The 14179-nt window shown below is 66.0% G+C and carries 12 protein-coding genes; 5 read left to right on the top strand and 7 right to left on the bottom strand.

All coding sequences use genetic code 11. The annotated features are described in order from the left end of the window. Nucleotides 1–654 (bottom strand): IclR family transcriptional regulator (locus LDO54_RS07235; RefSeq protein WP_224008629.1); only part of this gene is annotated, 654 nt, incomplete at its 3' end. A gap of 216 nt (nt 655–870) precedes the next feature. Between LDO54_RS07235 and LDO54_RS07230 the strand changes: the two genes are divergently transcribed. From LDO54_RS07230 to LDO54_RS07220, 3 genes are all read left to right on the top strand, one after another. Continuing rightward, nucleotides 871–1830, top strand: a complete 960-nt coding sequence (locus LDO54_RS07230; protein ID WP_224008628.1) for an MBL fold metallo-hydrolase — start codon at nt 871–873, stop codon at nt 1828–1830. An 83-nt stretch (nt 1831–1913) separates the two neighbouring features. After that, nucleotides 1914–3626, top strand: coding sequence for an FAD-dependent oxidoreductase (locus tag LDO54_RS07225; RefSeq protein WP_224008626.1), 1713 nt, complete (start codon nt 1914–1916; stop codon nt 3624–3626). 45 nt (nt 3627–3671) lie between these two features. Beyond that, entirely contained in the window at nt 3672–3902 is a 231-nt protein-coding gene (locus LDO54_RS07220) for a DUF2783 domain-containing protein (RefSeq protein WP_224008624.1), read from the top strand. Between the two features lie 62 nt (nt 3903–3964). Here the strand turns inward: LDO54_RS07220 and hydA are convergent, their stop codons facing one another. From hydA to LDO54_RS07195, 5 genes are all read right to left on the bottom strand, one after another. Further along, nucleotides 3965–5422 carry a dihydropyrimidinase gene (gene hydA, locus LDO54_RS07215; RefSeq protein ID WP_224008621.1) on the bottom strand — a complete coding sequence of 486 codons (1458 nt, stop codon included), beginning with the start codon at nt 5420–5422 and terminating at the stop codon, nt 3965–3967. A 43-nt stretch (nt 5423–5465) separates the two neighbouring features. Next, complete coding sequence (locus LDO54_RS07210) at nt 5466–6971, bottom strand: NCS1 family nucleobase:cation symporter-1 (RefSeq protein ID WP_224008619.1); 1506 nt, start codon at nt 6969–6971, stop codon at nt 5466–5468. 82 nt (nt 6972–7053) lie between these two features. Continuing rightward, complete coding sequence (preA, locus tag LDO54_RS07205) at nt 7054–8331, bottom strand: NAD-dependent dihydropyrimidine dehydrogenase subunit PreA (RefSeq protein ID WP_224008617.1); 1278 nt, start codon at nt 8329–8331, stop codon at nt 7054–7056. 72 nt (nt 8332–8403) lie between these two features. Further along, nucleotides 8404–9816 (bottom strand): NAD(P)-dependent oxidoreductase, encoded by a 1413-nt coding sequence (locus LDO54_RS07200; protein WP_224008615.1) that lies wholly within the window; start codon nt 9814–9816, stop codon nt 8404–8406. Nucleotides 9817–9976: 160 nt separating this feature from the next. Continuing rightward, on the bottom strand, nt 9977–11242 hold the full coding sequence (locus tag LDO54_RS07195) for a Zn-dependent hydrolase (protein WP_224008613.1): 1266 nt from the start codon (nt 11240–11242) through the stop codon (nt 9977–9979). Nucleotides 11243–11691: 449 nt separating this feature from the next. Here LDO54_RS07195 and LDO54_RS07190 point away from each other — a divergent pair, with 449 nt between their 5' ends. Beyond that, on the top strand, nt 11692–12423 hold the full coding sequence (locus tag LDO54_RS07190; protein ID WP_436975522.1) for a TetR/AcrR family transcriptional regulator: 732 nt from the start codon (nt 11692–11694) through the stop codon (nt 12421–12423). Nucleotides 12424–12466: 43 nt separating this feature from the next. On the opposite strand, the gene LDO54_RS07185 is transcribed toward LDO54_RS07190, so the two are convergent. Next, a complete protein-coding gene (locus LDO54_RS07185; RefSeq protein WP_065057580.1) occupies nt 12467–12949 on the bottom strand; it encodes an Lrp/AsnC family transcriptional regulator in 483 nt (160 codons plus the stop codon). A gap of 399 nt (nt 12950–13348) precedes the next feature. Here LDO54_RS07185 and LDO54_RS07180 point away from each other — a divergent pair, with 399 nt between their 5' ends. Beyond that, nucleotides 13349–13996 carry a LysE family translocator gene (locus LDO54_RS07180; RefSeq protein ID WP_224008611.1) on the top strand — a complete coding sequence of 216 codons (648 nt, stop codon included), beginning with the start codon at nt 13349–13351 and terminating at the stop codon, nt 13994–13996. The last annotated feature ends 183 nt before the right edge of the window (nt 13997–14179 follow it).

Raw genomic sequence — 14179 nt, 5'->3', positions numbered from 1 at the left:
GCCGGGGCTCGGCGCGTCGATGCCCAGTTCGAAGCCGCGCGCGCGGATCGTGTCGAGCGTGGCCGCGAACGCCGCATCCTGGCGCGGCGCGGCGTCGTGCTCGCCCGAGGTGCCGCGCCAGACCGGCTGCGCCGTCTGGTTGGCCCACATCGCGTGCAGCGCGTCGTCGTCGAGATACGCGCAGAACACGCGGCCCGTGGACGTGGCGGGCAGCGACATCACCGTGCCCACGTGCAGGTTCACGTGCAGCGGCAGGCTCGCGTGCTCGTAACGGACGATGGTCGGCCCCTGCGGACCGGCGATGCACATCGCCACGCTGCAGTTGTGCGCCTGCGCGAGCGCCGCCGCGTGCGGCACGGCTTCGCGCAGCGCGGGCTGCTGCGCGAGATGCAGCAGGCCGAGGCGCAGCGCGAGCGGACCGGCCTCGTAGCGGCCCGACAGCGCGTCGCGCTTGATCAGGCCGAGGCGCGTGAGGCTCACCAGATAGGCGTGCGCCTGGCTCGACGCGATCTCCGCGCCCGCCGCGAGGTCGCTGGGCGCGAGCGGCACGCGCGCGTCGGCGAGCACGCGCAGCAGGCGCGCGCCCACTTCCACGCTCTGAATGCCGCGCTGGGTTTTCGCGCCGTCCGCTTCGGCGTTGCGAGGGGTCTTCACGCGTTGTCCCGGGCTGAAAAAGGGTCCATGTTAACCGAAGCGCGGGCGATTTCACGCGCCCGCGAGGCGGGCGGCGCGTCGCCGCGTGTGTCGACGAGAAGTCGGCGAGAAATTAGCTAATAGCGATAGTATTCGCTATTGACAAATAAAAACCGCTGGACGATCATGGCCTCACACCGGCACCCTCCGGCGCCCCAATACATATGGAGACTCACGATGGCAAAGGCGTTCGCATCCCAGGCCGACCTCGAAGAGAAACAGGTCACGTTCACGCAGCTCTCTGAAAACGCATACGCCTACACCACCGAAGGCGACCCGAATTCGGGCGTGATCATCGGCGACGACGGCGTGCTGATCGTCGACACCACGGCCACGCCCGCCATGGCGCAGGATCTCATCGCGAAGATCCGCAGCGTCACCGACAAGCCCATCAAATACGTCGTGCTCTCGCACTATCACGCGGTGCGCGTGCTGGGTGCGTCGGCGTATTTCGCGGAAGGCGCGCAGCAGATCATCGCGAGCCGCGGCACCTACGAGATGATCGTCGAGCGCGGCGAGCAGGACATGAAGTCGGAGATCGAGCGCTTCCCGCGCCTCTTTGCGGGCGTCGAAACGGTGCCGGGCCTCACGTGGCCCACGCTCGTGTTCGAGAAGGAAATCACGCTGTTCCTCGGCAAGCTCGAAGTGAAGATCGCGCATCTGGGCGCGGGCCACACGAAGGGCGACACCGTGGTCTGGCTGCCGCAGCAGAAGGTGCTGTTCTCCGGCGACCTCGTGGAATACGACGCGGCCTGCTATTGCGGCGACGCGCAACTGGCCGACTGGCCCGCCACGCTCGAAGCGCTGCGCGCGCTGGGCGCAGAAAAGCTCGTGCCGGGCCGCGGCCCCGCGCTGCTCAATCCCGCCGACGTGAACAAGGGCCTCGATTACACGAAGGATTTCGTGAGCACGCTGCTCGCGCAGGGCCGCAAGGCGGTCGAGAAGCAACTCGATCTCAAGCAGTCGATGGCGCTCACGCGCGAGGCCATGGACCCGAAATTCGGCCACGTCTTCATCTACGAACATTGCCTGCCGTTCGACGTGTCGCGCGCTTACGACGAAGCGAGCGGCATCACGCATCCGCGCATCTGGACCGCGCAGCGCGACAAGGAAATGTGGGACGCGTTGCAGGACTGAGCGGATAGCGATGAACGCGTAGGAAGCGCGCGCGTCCCGACACGCGCGCGCTAAATGCCGATAAAGGCATGGTGGAGACAACAATGATCGACTATCAGACGCTGACTTTCGACTACACGCGCTGTCGCGAGCAGGATTCGAATGCGGATGCGTGCGTGCATCCGGTCGTGGTGGTGGGCGCGGGTCCGGTCGGGCTCGCGACGGCCATCGACCTCGCGCAACAGAACCTGCCGGTCGTGCTCGTCGACGACGACTGCACGCTGTCCACGGGCTCGCGCGCGATCTGTTTTTCGAAGCGCTCGCTCGATATCTTCGACCGCCTCGGCTGCGGCCAGCGCATGGTCGAGAAGGGCGTGAGCTGGAACGTGGGCAAGGTGTTCCGCAAGGACGAACTCGTTTATACGTTCAACCTGCTGCCCGAAAGCGGGCATCATCGACCGGCGTTCGTGAATCTGCAGCAGTATTACGTCGAAGGCTTTTTGCTCGAACGCGCACAGGAACTGCCGAATCTGGAGATTCGCTGGAAAAGCAAGGTCACGGGCATCGCGCAACGCAACGATCGCGATGCGCCCGATGCGCACGTGGCGCTGGAAATCGACACGCCCGACGGCCCGTACGAACTGCGCGCGCGCTACGTGGTGGCCGCCGACGGCTCGCGCAGCCCCGTGCGCAAGCTCATGGGCCTCGACAGCCACGGCCGCACCTTCAAGGATCGCTTCCTGATCGCCGACGTGAAGATGGAAGCCGACTTTCCCACCGAACGCTGGTTCTGGTTCGATCCGCCGTTCCATCCGAACCAGTCGGTGCTGCTGCATCGTCAGCCGGACAACGTCTGGCGCATCGACTTTCAACTGGGCTGGGACGCCGATCCGGTGCTCGAAAAAACGCCCGAGCGCGTGATCCCGCGCGTGCGCGCGCTGCTCGGACCGGACGTGAAGTTCGAACTCGAATGGGTCAGCATCTACACGTTCTCGTGCCTGCGCATGGACAGCTTCCGGCACGGCAACGTGCTGTTCGCGGGCGACTCGGCGCACCTCGTTTCGCCGTTCGGCGCGCGTGGCGCGAATAGCGGCTTCCAGGACGGCGAGAACCTCGCGTGGAAGCTCGCGATGGTGCTGGAAGGGCGCGCGCCCGACGCACTGCTCGATACCTATGCGAGCGAGCGCGAATTCGCCGCCGACGAAAACCTGCGCAATTCCACGCGCTCGACCGATTTCATCACGCCGAAAAGCGCGGTGAGCCGCGTGTTCCGCGACGCCGTGCTGACGCTGGCGCGCGAGCATGCGTTCGCGCGCCAACTGGTGAATAGCGGGCGGCTTTCGGTGCCTGCGGTGTTGCACGAATCGACGCTCAATACGGCCGACGAAGAGACGTTCGCGGGTCAAATGGTGCCGGGCGCCTCATGCGCCGACGCGCCGCTCACGGACACGCAAGGCCGCGAGCAATGGCTGCTCGCGCAACTCGGCGGCCGCTTCACGGCGCTGGTGTTCTGCCGCGCGGGCGAGGCGCTCGCGAGCGGCACGCGCGCGGCGCTCGACGCGCTGGCGGCCGGTGCCGTGCCGATGCACTTCGTGGCCGTGCTGGAAGGCGAGGGCGCGGCGCCTGCCGGGCTGCCTTCGGGCACGTCGGTGTTGCGCGATGTGGATGGCCTCGCGGCGCAGCGCTACGACGCGCGCGACGGCGCGTGCTATCTGATCCGCCCGGATCAGCACGTGTGTGCGCGCTGGCGTCAGGCCGACGCGCCGCGCGTCGAGCGCGCGCTCAAGCGGGCGCTGTGCGTGGCGGGTACGGCATGACCTGATCTGGCCGCGAACCCCAAAACATCAAAGAAGGAGACAACGATGCTGAACACGCAACCCAATCTCGCGCGTCCCGACGACTTCTACGAAGCGCTGATCGACATGCATCGCGATCTGGACGAAGCGCAGAGCCAGTCGGTCAACGCGCAACTGATCCTGCTGCTCGCGAATCACGTGGGCGAGCATGAGGCGCTGATGGACGCCATCCGCTTCGCGCGCGCGGGCGTGGCGGTGCCGCCCGCGAACGGATCGGTGGGCAAGCTGGCGGCTTGAGCTTCACGGCGATGAAGAGGGCGAAGCGCACGCGTGTCGCCCTCTTCATCACTGAGTCACGCTCACTTCACCTTGTCGCCCTCGCGATGCACGGGCTCGGTTTCCTTCAACTGCTTCGCGAGCCGCGACGCCTGCAAATAGCCCGGATTCGCAGGCCGCTTCAGATAACGCCCTGCGCCACGCTTCGCGCGCAAATCGCCATTCGCCCACACCAGTTCGCCTTGTGAAAGCGTGTGCGTGGGCACGCCGCGCACCGTCATGCCTTCGAACACGTTGAAATCGACGTTCTGATGATGCGTCTTCACCGAGATCGTGCGCGTGGCTTCCGGGTCCCAGACCACGAGATCGGCATCCGCGCCCACGGCCACGGCGCCCTTGCGCGGATAGAGGTTGAAGATCTGCGCGGCATTCGTCGACGTCACGCGCACGAATTCGTTCGGCGTGAGGCGGCCCGTGTTGACGCCCTGATCCCAGAGAATCGCCATGCGGTCTTCCACGCCGCCGCAACCGTTAGGAATCCGAGTGAAATCGTCGCGGCCCATGGCTTTCTGCGAGGCGCAGAACACGCAGTGATCGGTGGCCGTGGTGTGCAGCACGCCGCCTTGCAGGCCGCGCCAGAGCGCGTCGCGATGCTCCTTGCTGCGGAACGGCGGGCTCATCACGTGCGCGGCGGCGCGCGTCCAGTCCGGGTCGCGATAGACGGCCTCGTCGATCACCAGATGCCCGGCGAGCACTTCGCCGAACACGCGCTGGCCTTCGGCGCGCGCCCGCGTGATCGCTTCGAGCGCCTCCTTCGCCGAGACGTGCACGATATACACGGGCACACCGAGCACCTGCGCGATGCGGATCGCGCGGTTCGCGGCCTCGCCTTCGACTTCGGGCGGACGCGAGAGCGGATGCGCCTCCGGTCCCGTGAAGCCGCGCGCGAGCAACTGACGCTGTAGCTGGAACACAAGTTCGCCGTTTTCCGCGTGCACGGTCGGCAGCGCGCCCAGTTCGAGCGAGCGCGCGAAGCTGTTCACGAGGATTTCGTCGTCGGCCATGATGGCGTTCTTGTACGCCATGAAGTGCTTGAAGCTCGACACGCCGTGATCGTTCACGAGCAGGCCCATGTCGCGGTGCACGCTCTCGTCCCACCAGGTCACGGCCACGTGAAAGCCGTAGTCGGCAGCGGCTTTTTCGGCCCAGCCGCGCCACTCGCGGAACGCTTCCATGAGCGGCTGCTTCGGGTTCGGAATCACGAAGTCGATGATCGACGTGGTGCCGCCCGCGAGCCCCGCCGCCGTGCCGGTGTAGAAGTCGTCGTGCGCCTTGGTGCCCATGAACGGCAGCTCCATGTGCGTGTGCGGGTCGATGCCGCCGGGCATCACGTACTGGCCGCCCGCATCCACGACGGTGGCGCTCGCGGGCGCGTCGAGGTTTTCGCCGATCGCCTGGATCGTGCCGTTTTCGCAGAGCACGTCCGCGCGATACGTCTTGTCTGCGTCGACGATGGTGCCGCCTCGAATCAGGATCGCCATGATGCTATGTCTCCTTCGGTTTGAGCCTGCATTTCCCGTGGTTTTATGCGTTCGCGATGCTCGGCCTGCGGCTCTTGCCGAGCTTCATCAGCACGCCGTAGACGACCGCCGCGATGGCGAGGCCCACGAACCACGCATACGTATAGAGTCCCTTGAACGCGTCGGGCACCGAGGGAAACGCGCTCGGGAACGCGATGTTCAGAAAGCCCGGCAGATTCGGCAGCACGCCCGCGAGCAGCGCGATCACGGCGGCGCGATTCCAGCCGTTCGTGTAGGCGTATTCGCCGTTTTCCTCGAAGAGCTGATCGGTGTCGAGACGCGTGCCGCGAATCAGGAAGTAATCGACCATCAGAATGCCCGCGACCGGGCCGAGCAGCGCCGAATAACCGACGAGCCAGGTGAAGATATAGCCCTGCGTGGTGGCGAGAATCTTCCACGGCATCATCACGATGGCGAGCGTGGCCGTGATCAGGCCGCCCGCCTTGTACGAAATGCCCTTGGGCCAGAGGCTCGAAAAATCGTAGGCGGGACCGACGAGATTCGCGGCCAGATTGCAGCACATCGTGTCGAGCGTGAGGATGACGAGCGCGATGCCCACGCCGATGCCTTCCATGCGGCTCGTCAGGTCGATCGGGTCCCAGATCGCCTTGCCGTAGATCACCACGGTCGCCGACGTCACCACGACCGAGACCACGGAGAGCAGCGCCATCGGAATCGGCAGCCCGATCGCCTGGCCCACGAGCTGATCCTTCTGCGTCTTCGCGAAGCGCGTGAAGTCGGGAATGTTCAGCGCGAGCGTGGCCCAGAAACCCACCATCGCCGTGAGGCTCGGCCAGAACGTGACCCAGAAGAGGCCGGCCTTCTTGCCGCCCGCCGCGAATTGCGAGGGCTGCGAGAGCATCGAGCCGACGCCGCCCGCCTTCGAGCAGGCCCACCAGACGAGCGCCACGCACATCACGACCTTGATCGGCGCGGACCAGCTTTCGAGCCAGCGGATCGAATCGGTGCCGTGCAGGATGAAGTACAGTTGCAGCGCCCAGAAAATCAGAAAGCACGCGCCCTGGCCGATGGAAATGCCGAGAAAGGGCAGCGCGTCGCCGACCAGCGCGTTATGCGTGAGGATGTTCGCGAGCGTGTAGATGGCGCTGCCGCCGAGCCACGACTGGATGCCGTACCAGCCGCACGCGACGATGGCGCGCAGCATCGCGGGCAGTTTCGCGCCCTGGGTGCCGAACGAGGAGCGCACGAGCACGGCGTAGGGAATGCCGTATTTCGTGCCCGCATGGCCGATCAGCAGCATCGGCACCAGCACGATCACGTTGCCGAGCAGCACGGTGATGACCGCCTGCCACGGCGACATGCCCTGCTCGGTGAGCCCGGCCGCGAGCATGTACGAGGCGATGTTCATCACCATGCCCACCCACAGCGCCGCGAAGTGATACCAGCGCCAGGTGCGCTGCGCGGTGCTCGTGGGCGCGAGATCGTCGTTGTAGAGCTCGCTTGCGCTGCGGCGCGCGCTCGCGTCGCTGCTGGCTGCTGACTGGCTCATGATGCGGGTTCTCCGTGGCTTGTCGTTCGGTTTGTGGTTGGGTTTCTTATTCAAGTCGACGCGCGTATTTCATGCCGATGCTTCAAGCCGCTTTCGGATCCGCCACGCGCGCCGGGTTGTTCGGATGCGTCGTCCAGTTCGCGTAGCGGCCCGAATCGACGCGCTCCATCGTGATGCATTCGTCGACCGGGCAGACATGCATGCATAAATTGCACCCGACGCAATTCGCATCGACCACCTCGAAATGGCGCTGGCCGTCCTTCGTCGCCGTGATCGCCTGATGCGAGGTGTCTTCGCAGGCGATATGGCACAGGCCGCACTGGATGCAGCGGTCCTGATCGATGCGCGCCTTGATGTCGTAGTTCAGGTTCAGGTATTGCCAGTCGGTGACGTTCTGCACGGCGCGGCCGCGGATTGCGTCGAGGTTCGCGTAGCCCTTGTCGTCCATCCAGTTCGAGAGGCCGTCGATCATATCGGAAACGATTCGGAATCCGTAATGCATCGCGGCGGTGCAGACCTGCACGCTGCCCGCGCCGAGCACCATGAATTCGGCGGCGTCGCGCCAGTCGGAAATGCCGCCGATGCCCGAGATCGGCAAGCCTTGCGTTTGCGGGTCGCGCGCGATTTCGGCCACCATGTGCAGCGCGATCGGCTTCGCGGCCGGGCCGCAGTAGCCGCCGTGCGTGCCTTTGCCGTCGACGGTCGGCAGCGGCGCCATCGCGTCGAGATCCACACCGACGATCGAGTTGATCGTGTTGATCAGCGAGACGCCGTCCGCGCCGCCCTTGTACGCGGCGCGCGCGCCGTGGCGGATGTCCGTCACGTTGGGCGTGAGCTTGACGAGGCAGGGCAGGCGCGTGCCTTCCTTGACCCAGCGCGTGACCATTTCGATGTACTCGGGCACCTGGCCCACGGCCGCGCCCATGCCGCGCTCGCTCATGCCGTGCGGGCAGCCGAAGTTCAGTTCGACGGCGTCCGCGCCCGTGTCTTCCACGAGCGGCAGGATCCACTTCCAGTCCTCCTCCGTGCACGGCACCATCAGCGACACGATCAGCGCGCGGTCGGGCCAGTTGCGTTTTACCTCGGCGATTTCCTTGAGATTCACGTCGAGCGGACGGTCGGTGATCAGCTCGATATTGTTCAGGCCCGCGATGCGCTGGCCGCGCCAGGTCGTTGCGCCGTAGCGTGAGCTGACGTTGACCACGTGCGGGTCGAGCCCGAGCGTTTTCCAGACCACGCCGCCCCAGCCCGCCTCGAAGGCGCGGTTGACGTTATAGGCCTTGTCGGTGGGCGGCGCGGAGGCGAGCCAGAACGGATTCGGCGATTCGATACCGGCAATCGTGCAGCGCAGATCGGCCATGGTGGGGCTCCTTGTCGATTGTGTGTCGCGTGCTTGTGCGTTTTATGCGTTCGCTTCGTACGATGGGTGCGCTCAGGCCGCCTGCTCGCTTTGCGCCGCGAGCCAGCGGTCGATGGCGCGCGCGGCGAGCTTGCCGTCCTGCACGGCCTGCACGGTGAGATCGGTCGCGCCGTGTCCGGCGCAGTCGCCGCCCGCCCAGACGCCTGCGAGTGAAGTCGCGCCATCGGCGTCCACGGCGATGCGCGTGCCGCCTTCGGTCAATGCGAGCGCGTCGAGACCCTTGAGCCCGTCATGCAGCAGCTTCTGGCCGATCGCCTTGAGCACCATGTCCGCCTCGATGCGCTCGATTTCGCCGGTGCCGTGCAGCGCACCGTTCGCATCGAGCGCGGTGCGTTCGAACTCAACGGCCTCCACGCGGTCCGCGCCTACCGCGCCTACGATGCGCACGGGCTTCATCCACTCGACGAGGTTCACGCCCTGAGTGCGCGCGAATTCCTGTTCGACCCACGTGGCGCTCATCTGCGCGCCGCCGCGCCGGTACGCGAGCGTGACGTGTTCGGCGCCGAGCTTGCGGCTTTGCACGGCGGCGTCGATGGCGGTGTTGCCGCCGCCGATCACCACGACGCGGCGGCCCACGGGCAACGCCGCGAGATCGCTCGCCTCGCGCAGATCGGCGATGAAATCCACGGCGTCGCGCACGCCGTCGAGCGCTTCGCCTTCGATCTTCAGCGCCTGCGTGCCGCCCAGTCCGATGCCGACGAACACGGCATCGAAATCCGCGCGCAGCGCATCGAGCGTGAAATCGCGGCCCAGACACTGCCCCTGCTTCAGTTCGATGCCGCCGATCGAGAGCAGCCACGCGACTTCGTGCTGCGCGAAATCGTCGACGGTCTTGTACGCGGCGATGCCGTATTCGTTGAGGCCGCCAGGCTTCTCGCGCGCGTCGAACACGGTCACCGTGTGGCCCGCGAGCGCGAGCGTATGCGCGCAGGCGAGGCCCGCCGGTCCCGCGCCGATCACGGCGACCTTGCGGCCCGTTTCGCTGGTGCGCTTGAACAGCGGCGGCGCGCCTTCGCGTTCGCGCGCCATCTGGAAGTCGGTGGCATGGCGTTGCAGCGCGCCGATGCTGACTGGTTCGCCATCCTGATGATTTCTCACGCAGGCGCCTTCGCAGAGGATCTCGGTCGGGCAGACGCGCGAGCACATGCCGCCGAGCGGATTGGCGCTCAGGATGTCGCGCGCGGCGCCCTTGAGATTGCCGTTGCCGATCTTGCGGATAAAGCTGGGAATGTCGATGCCGGTGGGGCAGGCCGCGACGCAGGGCGCGTCATAGCAGTAGTGGCAGCGGTCGGCGGCGACCACGGCTGCGCCCGCGGAAAGCGGCGGGGCGACATCGGCGAACTGGCAGCCGAGTTCTTCCGCGCTGAGTCGTCCTGCTGCGATGCCGGGCGTGGCACGCGCGTTGTTCTTCGTGGAGTGGGACATCCGGATGCTCCTTGCGAGGCAAAACACGGGTCCGCCGGCCGCGTGCGCGAGGCAGCGCGGCCGGTACGTGGGGACAAAGCGGAATCACTACGCGGCTCTGTGGCCGCTGGCATTCAGGCGATGCTCAAGCGATATTCAGGCGACGTTCAAGCACGCGGCGTCAGCCAGGTTCGTTCGCGCGTTCGAGCATCGCGTGCAGCAACACGTTCGCGCCGGCCTCGATCCACTCGGGCGTCGCGTCCTCGATTTCGTTGTGGCTGATGCCGTCGATGCACGGCACGAACACCATCGACGTGGGCGCGACGGTCGCGAGATAGCACGCGTCGTGGCCCGCGCCCGAGACGATGTCGCGATTCGAATAGCCGAAGCGTTCGGCCGCCGCGCGCACCGACTTCACGCAGGCCGCGTCGAACGGCACTGGCGCGTAGTAGAAAATCTGCTCGACTTCGGCTTCGAGCTTGCCTTGTTCGACGATCTTCGCGATGCCTTCGCGCAGTTCGGCGTCCATCTTCGCGAGCACGGCGTCTTCGGGGTGACGGAAGTCGATCGTGAAGAACACGCGGCCCGGAATCACATTGCGCGAGTTCGGATGCACCTGCATCATGCCGACCGTCGCGCACGCGAGCGGCGCATGGCGCAGGCCGATTTCGTTGACGAGCTGCACCACGCGCGACGCGCCGAGCAGCGCATCGCGGCGGCGCGGCATGGGCGTGGGACCGGCGTGCGCCTCCTGGCCCGTGAGCACGACTTCGTACCAGCGCTGACCTTGCGCGTCGGTGACCACGCCGATGGTCTTCTTCTCGGCTTCGAGAATCGGCCCTTGTTCGATGTGCAATTCGAACGCCGCGTGAATCTTGCGGCCGCCCACCGGCAGGTCGCCCGCATAGCCGATGCGCGCGAGTTCCTCGCCGAGGGTCTTGCCATCGACGTCCTTGCGCGAGAGGCCGTAGTCGAGCGTGAACACGCCCGCGAACACGCCCGAGGCCACCATCGCGGGCGCGAAGCGCGAGCCTTCCTCGTTGGTCCAGATGACCGTTTCGATCGGATGCTCGGTCTCGATGCCGTGGTCGTTGAGCGCGCGGATCACTTCGAGTCCGCCGAGCACGCCATAGATGCCGTCGAAGCGGCCGCCCGTGGGCTGCGAGTCGGCGTGCGAGCCGGTCATCACGGGCGGCAGGTCGTTGTTGCGACCCGCGCGGCGCATGAACACGTTGCCCATTTGATCGACGCTGATCGTGCAGCCCGCTTCCTTCGCCCACTTCACGATCAGGTCGCGGCCCTGCTTGTCGAGGTCGGTGAGCGCGAGACGGCACACGCCGCCCTTCGCGGTGGCGCCGATCTTCGCCATCTCCATCAGGCTGTCCCAGAGGCGCGGGCCGTTCACGTGAATGGCGGTGGTCAGCGCGGCTTCGCTTACGGTGTTCATGCGGGGCTCTCCTTATCGTGGGGCGGTGCGGCGCGCCTGCATCGTTCGCCTGCTTTGCGTGGCGATGCGTGCGCGCCGTTCGTGCATTCGTGCCATCGTCTGGGGCGTGTTGCGCAACGGCGGTGCATGCGCGCGACGTCCGTTCGGTGCGCCGATTCCGCGCTTGCCGAATCCTGTCCGATTGGACAGGTTGTAGACGATAAACTTTGCGAATTCAATGCGGTGTTGCGAGCGAAAAGCGTGCCATCGATGTTGCAGTGCGCGAAAACCCACACAGGCGCGCGCGTGAATGCGTGCGGCGCGTGAGTGTTTATCCTGGGTGGACGCGGTTGGGCGCACGGGACGCTACGCGTCGTTCACAAGCCCTGACTACAATGAAGCCGGCATCGCGCCTTTCTGCATCTGCTGTTGCGAGGCGATGCCTTTCTCACTCGACCGGACCGATCACCATGCGCGACGACGACACGACCACGCCAGCCGCGAATCTCGCGATGCGTCAGGCAGGCGCCGACGCTGATGCAACGCACAAGCCCCGACGCAAGGCCTCGATCCGCGCGTCGAACGAAACGCATCTGCTCGCGTGCGCGGAAGCGGTGTTCGCCGAGCGCGGTTTCGAGGGCGCGAGCACGGCGCAGATCGCCGAGCGCGCCGGACTGCCGAAGGCGAATCTGCATTACTACTTTCCGACCAAGCTCGCGCTCTACTGGCGCGTGCTCGACGACGTGTTCGAAGAATGGAACGCCGCCGCCGACACCTTCGACGCGAGCGACGACCCCGTCGAAGCGATTGGCGGCTACGTGCGCGCGAAGATGGCGTTGTCGCGGCGCAGACCGCTCGGCTCGAAAGTGTGGGCGAACGAGATCATCAGCGGCGCGACGCATATGCAGGACATTCTGCTCAAGCGCGTGAAGCCGTGGATGGAGTCGCGCGTGACGCTGATCGAGCGCTGGATCGACGAAGGCGTGCTCGCGCCCGTGGAACCGCGCACGCTGCTCTACATGATCTGGGCGACCACACAGCATTACGCCGATTTCGAAGCGCAGATTCGCGCGCTGTCGGGCAAGCGCGCGCTCAGCGCCGCGAGTTTCGATGCGACGACGGAAGAAGTCGTGCGGATGATTCTGCGCGCGAGCGGCGCGCGCTCGCCGGATACGCGCGATCAGATCAAACCTGTCATTTGATACGGATGCCGAATTAATCGCCGAGCGTAGGCGTTTGCGCGCCTCACACCTGCATCGACGCCACGTCTTTCATGCAGCGCAGCGCGAACATCGAGCGGCTGTGACGGATGCTCGAAATGCGATAGAGCTTTTCGCGCAGGAAGCGCTCGTAGCCCGCGGTGCCGTCCACGGCCACCTTGATCCAGTAGTCGTATTCGCCGGACACCAGATACGCCTCCAGCACTTCGGGCAGCGCGGCCAGTTCCGCGCCGAAGCGCGCGAGCGCGTCGTCTTCATGGCGGTCGAGCGTGACTTCGAGAATCACGATATCGGCGAAACCGAGCTTGCGCTGGTTCACGAGCGCCACGTAACCGTCGATGTAGCCGTCGGTTTCCAGTTGGCGCGTGCGGTTCCAGCACGCCGTGGTCGACATGCCCACCTGCTCGGCGAGTTCGGCGTTCGAGAGACGGGCGTTCTGCTGGAGCGCGCGCAGGATCTTGAGATCCTGGTTGTCGAGCGTTTTGGGCGGGCGTTCGCGAGCGATCATGGCGAAAAAGAATTCTGTACAGGGAAATTCGATTTTAGCGGAAGGAGATTCCGGTCGCAGCCGGTATTTGCCGGAAAACAGGAAGCCTATCCCGAGGATTCGGCGGGATAATTTACCCATGCCTTCTTGACCGGCACGACTCACGCGGCCACCTCCCCGCGTCGAGGCGCGCCGCCGCAGCCACAAGCTACGGTGGACCGTCAGGGCCGATTCACCGTTGCACCCTGCGGCGGCCAACCGGACGTTGCGTGCGTTTATCGCGCAGCAGCCACGTTCGATCGGACAAGAAGGCTATTAAGAACCGCGCACGATCTGCGCGGTTTTTTGTTGCCCGGGCGTTGCGCTTATCCGCGCGCCGCCTCCGTCGCTCACGCTTTCTCGCCGTCGTACTCCAATAACATGTCGCTTCAGTTGTATTTGTCGTTTCTCGCCGCCGCGCTCGTCCTCGTCTACACCCCCGGTCCCGTTAACGTGCTCACGATGAGCCAGGCCATTCACGCCGGCTGGCGCCGCGCGCTGCCCTGCGTCTGGGGCGGCACGCTCGCCGTGCTGCTGCAACTCGTGTTGACGGCGTTCTGCCTGAATTCGCTGCTGCTCATTAGTGAGCATTCACTGACCGTGCTGCGCTGGGTCGGCGCGGCGTATCTCGTCTGGCTGGGCTGCAAGCAGTGGCGCAGCCGCTCGCTCGGCGGTGCGCAGCCGGAAGCGCTCGCGCAAGGCGAGGCGGCGGAGCCGGCGCTCACTTCGCATCGCGAGCTGTTCTGGCGCGGGTTCGCGACATCGGGGCTCAATCCGAAGACTTTGCTGTTCTTTCCGTCGTTTTTTCCGCAGTTCATCAGCGCCGATGCGGCCTGGAGCGCGAATCGCCAATATCTCGTGCTGGCCGCGACGTTCGCGCTGCTGTTCGCGGGCGGTGTGGCGTCGATGGCGCTGTTTTCGCACCGTCTGCGTCATGTGTTGCAGCGGCCGCGCCGACTACGCGCGGTGAACCGGCTGATGGGCGGGCTGCTGGTGGGAATGGGCGCGGCGATGGCCGGGCTGCGCTAGGCGCGGAGCCGTGGCGGGCGCTTGATTCGGCCCTTGATGCGGGGAGCGGCGCGCGTCGCGCGCCGGTTGGTCCGGGGAGACGCGCTTAAGGCGCCTGGGTTAATTAAGGCGCCGAACTGACGGCGACGCCCGACGCGCCTTGCGCGTCAGCGCCCGCCGACGCGAATGCCGCGATGGCGTCGA

This window comes from Paraburkholderia tropica (assembly GCF_914484835.1).
Taxonomy (GTDB): domain Bacteria; phylum Pseudomonadota; class Gammaproteobacteria; order Burkholderiales; family Burkholderiaceae; genus Paraburkholderia; species Paraburkholderia tropica_A.
This window is presented reverse-complemented; position numbering and strand designations above follow the sequence as displayed.